Origin of the sequence: Lysinibacillus sp. NPDC056232, assembly GCF_042267565.1 — a bacterium.
Classification (GTDB): Bacteria; Bacillota; Bacilli; order Bacillales_A; family Planococcaceae; genus Lysinibacillus.
Genome location: NZ_JBHJTF010000080.1, coordinates 1 through 6117, shown reverse-complemented (window position 1 = coordinate 6117; position 6117 = coordinate 1). Strand labels below are relative to the sequence as shown.

At 32.1% G+C, this 6117-nt stretch carries 6 protein-coding genes and 1 pseudogene; all 7 read right to left on the bottom strand.

Annotation, left to right across the window (positions count from 1 at the left end; all coding sequences use genetic code 11):
* Nucleotides 1-515, bottom strand: a pseudogene (locus ACFCYJ_RS27140) (polysaccharide deacetylase family protein); the annotation flags it as partial.
* Nucleotides 508-1197, bottom strand: coding sequence for an acylneuraminate cytidylyltransferase family protein (locus ACFCYJ_RS27135; protein ID WP_376079044.1), 690 nt, complete (start codon nucleotides 1195-1197; stop codon nucleotides 508-510). The gene ACFCYJ_RS27135 and the pseudogene ACFCYJ_RS27140, both read right to left, overlap by 8 nt.
* A 9-nt stretch (nucleotides 1198-1206) precedes the next feature.
* Nucleotides 1207-2334, bottom strand: a complete 1128-nt coding sequence (gene neuC / locus ACFCYJ_RS27130; protein ID WP_376079042.1) for a UDP-N-acetylglucosamine 2-epimerase — start codon at nucleotides 2332-2334, stop codon at nucleotides 1207-1209.
* On the bottom strand, nucleotides 2331-3377 hold the full coding sequence (gene neuB, locus ACFCYJ_RS27125; protein ID WP_376079040.1) for an N-acetylneuraminate synthase: 1047 nt from the start codon (nucleotides 3375-3377) through the stop codon (nucleotides 2331-2333). Before neuB ends, neuC begins: the two co-directional genes overlap by 4 nt.
* Nucleotides 3378-3525: 148 nt before the next feature.
* Entirely contained in the window at nucleotides 3526-4506 is a 981-nt protein-coding gene (locus ACFCYJ_RS27120) for a class I SAM-dependent methyltransferase (protein WP_376079038.1), read from the bottom strand.
* Between the two features lie 13 nt (nucleotides 4507-4519).
* A complete protein-coding gene (locus ACFCYJ_RS27115) occupies nucleotides 4520-5734 on the bottom strand; it encodes a motility associated factor glycosyltransferase family protein (protein ID WP_376079036.1) in 1215 nt (404 codons plus the stop codon).
* Nucleotides 5735-5766: 32 nt separating this feature from the next.
* Complete coding sequence (locus tag ACFCYJ_RS27110) at nucleotides 5767-6027, bottom strand: hypothetical protein (protein WP_376079034.1); 261 nt, start codon at nucleotides 6025-6027, stop codon at nucleotides 5767-5769.
* Nucleotides 6028-6117 lie beyond the last annotated feature (90 nt).

Below are 6117 nucleotides of genomic sequence, written 5' to 3'. Positions count from 1 at the left end.
GAACCATACTTATTCTTTACTTTCCCTAACAAAAATTTTCGAGCTGTCTGTTCATCCAATGCCATATTAAGGGAATATTTGATTTTCCTTCTTAAAATACTATTCTCATAATGATAATATTGCTCTGCTAATTTAAAATCTATTTTACTTACATATGGCTGCAAACTACTCCAAATTTCTTCATCTGTATAATTAGCTAACGTTGCATGCACTAAATGCACGGTAGGTATACGTTTGTCTTGTAGTGGTCCTGACATAATAGCAAAGTATGCTTTTACATTTAATTTTTTTAATATTGGAAATGCGTTTATATATTGATCTTTTGTAGCATCATCAAATGTAAGTAGACACTTTGGTTTTTCAGTAATATTATTTAGCTCACTAGGTAGAACAATATCATATTTTTGTTTTAATAAGGTAATTTGCTGTTCAAAATCAGTCGGTGATATTGGTACACTTCCCTTCCAAAAATCTTTATTAATAACATAATGATACATAACAGCGCAATCATTCACATTTTTCACTCACTATCATTCGAAATCTTTCTAAATCTTTATAATTATCAATATCAATATATGAATCTTGTATGACATAAGCATATTTATTATCATTTAAACTTGTTTTTTCTGTTAAGTTCTCATCAATCTTATTAATATATATTGTTCCATCGACAATATATACTTCCTGAAAATCTTGTCTACGAATTGTACTATTTCCATTAATTATTGAATTTAACAATCCATTCTCATCTATTGTTCTCATAAGGATGGGATGCTGTTGCACACTTGATACACTGAGAAGACTGGATTGTTCTTTATCAATAGCTTGTTGAATAGCTTTATCAATATGTACTACCTTTCGTAGTGGTTGTGTAGGTTGTAAAAGTACCACATAATCATATTTGCTCTGTAATTGCTCCAATACATGGATAACCGTTTCAATTGTCTTTGATTCATCTGTAGCTAGACAAGATGGTCGTAAAAAGGGTACTTCAGCTCCCCAATCTTTACTAACTATTGCAATTTCCTCATTATCAGTTGAAACTATAATCCTGTCTAAATATTTTGATTGTAAAGCCGTTTCAATTGTATAAGCAATGAGTGGCTTCCCTTCTACTTCAACGATATTTTTATTTGGTATCCCTTTACTGCCCCCACGAGCTGGAATAACAGCAATAAAACTCTTCCCATTGTACATATTAACACCTCAAATTGGTATAAATTGCTTTTGTATAGATTGATTCCAAAAGTTGTTGTTTTCTAAAACTGTAATAAATTTATCTACACTATTACCATCGCCAAATAGAGATTGTGGAGTAATTTGTTTTTTTTGTGCTTCATTTATGGCAATTAAGATTTCATTTTTTTCTGGTTGAGCATGTACAATATGTGGTAACTGAATAAGTGTATATCGTCCTTTTTGTCGGTTTCCAATATCTACAGTAGGTGTCGCATATACTCCTGCTTCTCGTATTCCAGCACTAGAGTTACCAATAATACAATCTGCATGCTTTAGTAAAGTTAAAAAATGTTCGAACCTGATAGAAGGAAAGAGTTTGAAATTTTCTTTTACCTCTAACTTTTCATAAGCATCGAAAATAAATTTACTGCCCTCATCATTATTTGGATATATTACGACAAAATTTTGTTTAATAGCTATTACTGCTTCTACAATTTGCTCTATCTGACTTTTAAGAGTTTCTATCTCTGTCGTAACAGGATGAAACATTAGGATATTGTATCTATCAAAAGGAATCGCATAACGATCTTTAGTCCTGTGAATAGAAGGTAAACTATTAGCTTGCATAACATCAATATCAGGCGAGCCTATAACAAAAATTGATTCCATTCGTTCACCAAGCTGAACAACATGTCTTACAGCTTGTTCATTAGCTACTAGATGAAAGTGTGCAAATTTTGTAACAGCATGGCGAATAGATTCGTCTATAGTTCCTGAAATTTCTCCACCTTCAATATGTGCTACACGTACATTATTAATAGCACCTACAATAGCACCAGCTAACGCTTCAACTCGGTCACCATGAACAACAATTAAATCAGGCTTAAATTCTTCAACGTAATTACTAAAACCTACTATAGTGTTACTCAAAGTGATATCCATACTCTGATTATCACGCGTATTTACAAATTGATAAATATATCCAAATTCATCCTTTATCACTTCTTTATAAGTAGATCCATATTTCGCGAGCATGTGCATCCCAGTAACAAAGACATGAAGTTCAAAATCCTCATGTTCTTCCACAGCATGCATAAGTGCTTTTAATTTTCCATAATCAGCACGTGTGCCTGTTATAAAAACAATTTTCTTCACTTCACCATACTCCATTCAAGATGAGTGTTAGCAGATATTTTTTTTGTAGCCATTTTCCCTAAAATATTTTCGTAATGAACTGCTTTAATTTCTCCTGTCCCTGGACGTTTTACCCAAACATTTTTTTCAGTAAATGTTTCACCTTCGGCAATATCTTTAATTGTTACTACTGTCGCAAATGCAAAATCAATTGTAACTTGTTCTTCTCTAGTAGCTTCTTTAACTCCACCACGCATTTGAGCTACTTCCTTAGCACTTTGAATTAAATCACTTAATTCGTTTGGTGTCATAGAGCAAACGATATCTGGCCCTGGACGCTCTTTAGTATCCGTAAAATGTCGCTCTAATACACTAGCCCCTACAGCAACCGCTGCTAAACAAGCATTATTATTTAATGTATGATCTGACAAACCTATTACAGCATTAGGAAACTCTTTCTCCAATTGTTGCATCCCCCCCAAACGAACCAGTTTTGGAGGTGTGGGATAAACATTAGTACAATGTAATAGTGCATACTCCACATTATATTCTTCCATTATTTCAACAGTCTTTCTTATACTCTCAATATCATTCATTCCTGTCGAAACAATCATAGGCTTCCCGAATGATGCAATATGCTTAATTAAAGGATAATTATTACACTCGCCCGAGCCTATTTTATAGGCGGGAACATCCATACGATAAAGTCGATCTGCCGCAGCACGGGAAAAAGGTGTACTTATAAAAATCATTCCTTTTGCTTCAACATATTGCTTTAGCTCAATTTCTTCCTCCTCGTTTAACGCACAGCGCTCCATCACTTCATAAATTGAAACATCTGTATTACCTGGGATTACCCTTTTTGCCTCTGGACTCATTTCATCTTCTACAACATGTGTTTGATGCTTAATAATTTCTGCACCTGCCATACACGCAGCATCAACCATTTCCTTCGCTGCTTTAAGTGATCCCTCATGATTAATACCAATCTCTGCAATCACTATAGGTGGATAATCAACACCTATTTTACGCCCATTAATATCTATAAACGGTTTTTTTTTCAATTTTATATCTTCCTTCTAATTAATAATATAGAATTACAATATTCAGTACAGTACTGAATCCCAAGGTACTCTAAATGAGATAAGATATGTAAGAAGTTCTATAACATTTTAAGGTAATCTTTTTAAAGGGGACTAACTATAGAACCTTTCATTTTGACAAAATAGCTCTCAAATGATTACCATTACCAGATGCATCTATTGAAGGCTGTAAAATATCATACATTTCAATAAAATATTTAGATTTCTCAAAATCACCTTCAAAATCCGCCAAACCTTTTAAGTCGCCTAAATCTATTCCTTTTGTTGCATAGTATTTTATTTCCATATCAGTTACTTTCGCTAAATATTGAACTGTTTCTTCAGTAAAGTAGGATAAATGTTCTGCTGGCATAATTAAATTAGACTTCTCTTTCATAATTTGGATTGCTACTGAATCAAATTGCGGTGTGAAAATCAAAATAATTCCTTTTTCTGTTAAAAAGGATTTCGCGCATGCGATTAATCTTACAGGATCCTTCACATGTTCGATTAAATCAAACATGGTAATAACATCGAATTTTTTATCTGTTTTAAGTTCTTCTAATTCACAATTCCAAATAGGTATCTCCAAGCGCTCACTTGTGAATTGCGCTAATTGTTTTCCTAACTCTAGTCCATAACATGCTGCACCTTTTTCCTTAGCTGTCTCCAAAAACCACCCTGTACCGCAGCCAACATCTAGAATACTTATGTCGTTAATAGTTTTGTCGATATATGCTTCAATCAAGTTTATTCTTTCTTCTGCAAAGCGTATTTTCCGATAATCCTTATTAATTAGGTAACCCGCTTTAGAATAATCTAATGCTTGTGGAGCAGAATAAACATCATTTGTATTATTAGGAATAACATTAAAGTATGCTGTGTTACATTCTTTACATTTAACTAAATCAAATTCAAATTTACTAAATTGATATTCACTATTCTCTTTCTTACAAATTGGACATTGATTTCTTTCACTCCACCCTTTCCCATTATCAACAGATGTTTTATTAACAAGCTGTCTATCTAAAATATTTTCCAAAAAAACCAGTGGTCTCATTTGGATTAAATCCATAGATTTAAATTGTTCTAATGACTTAAGATATCCCATTTATACATCTCTCCTAATCAAATACTGTATTATTACATAAATGAATAAACTGCTCTTCACTTAATTGTTTAGTTGAATTAATTTTTGCGCCATCTATTGCCGTATTATATACTTCTGCTATCGAATCTGGAATTTTTCGGTTGAACCAATTTAAATAACTTAATAGGCTATAGCTAGTAAATACTAACTCTCCCCTATTTGAAAAAATTTGAGCATTTTTTAACCCCTTCAAAACATCAGTATTAGAAGTTGAATCTGAGGCATGTGTATTGTTCCCTTTGAAGGATAGATCTTGACCGAATAATACAATTCTTTTAAAACCCAAATACTCTAATAGGCTAAATGCTATCGTTGCTACAGATCCACCCGTATCTAATGTAGGATAATTAATACAACTTGCTAGTTCTTCCGCACTTTCGTAACCATTTTGTAATAGCATGCAACGTTTATACGGATGAATCGATACTGTTTCATGATTCGCTGTACTTAAATAAAACAACAAACCATTATAATTGCGATCTTGAATTTGTTCCATAATCTCTATTTTAGGATCAGCGACAATGACCGCATTTGGTTGAATACCTCTATTTAATAATGGCTTTAAGGCTGAGCCTACTGCTAATACAAATACACGCTCATCTACCTTAGTCAACCAGTCAATTGTCTTATTCAATGAAGGTCCTGCAGAAATAAGACATGCCAACTCCTTATTTGAAAGATTATTCGAGTAATCTTTCAATAGGAAATCTTCATACTCTATATTTCTTCTGAAATTTCCCTCCAGTAATGGTGAGTAAAGTCTGTAGGTCTTTTGCTTGTTTTTAATGTCTAAAATCAGTAAGTATAGTGGGTGATTAGAATCCATAACACTTAACCAAATTTTAGTTATAATAACCTGATATGTTATTTCAAATTGTATCGCTTCAATTTCTGTTACGATCATAACATTATCTGGAATACAGAAATCTGATTCATTCTCTTCAAATAAATCTTTTTCAGTTTTAGAACAATAAACAATAATTGGTTTTTTTTCACCTACTAATTTTATTAAAGCTTCTAAATGATAACCTAACCACAATCCTATCAGTAAATATCCTTGTGCTTCTTCTATTTCATTTATAATGAAATTAAAGGCATCTTGTTTTGGCCGATATTTACTGTAAACTAATTTATCATTTACCTTAAGCGTATACTCTCCATTTTTCGCCAACATTTTTTCGAATTTCATTTAGAATCTCATCATCCCTATCTTCAAAACTATTAACTTATTTTTTGGATTGGATCACATCCTTGTAAAAATGGAGAAATCTCATACTCAAACATATCAGCAACTAAAACGTAATCATTTATTTCTATACCATTATTAATTTCAATTAGAAATTCTTCTATTTGTTGTTCATCAAACTTGACTAAAACGCCTTGTTGTGTTAATAGACGTTTTACTTCACTCATCCAAATCAAACCTTCAGCTAAAGAATCAATCATATTCATAGCATCTTGTAGCATCTTGTATGAATTCACCTCTTATATTATTGTTCCTGCATTTTTTACTTTATCTAAGTAATCATTATAAGAAATAATTGTTTCATCAACTAAATTATTCATTTAGAT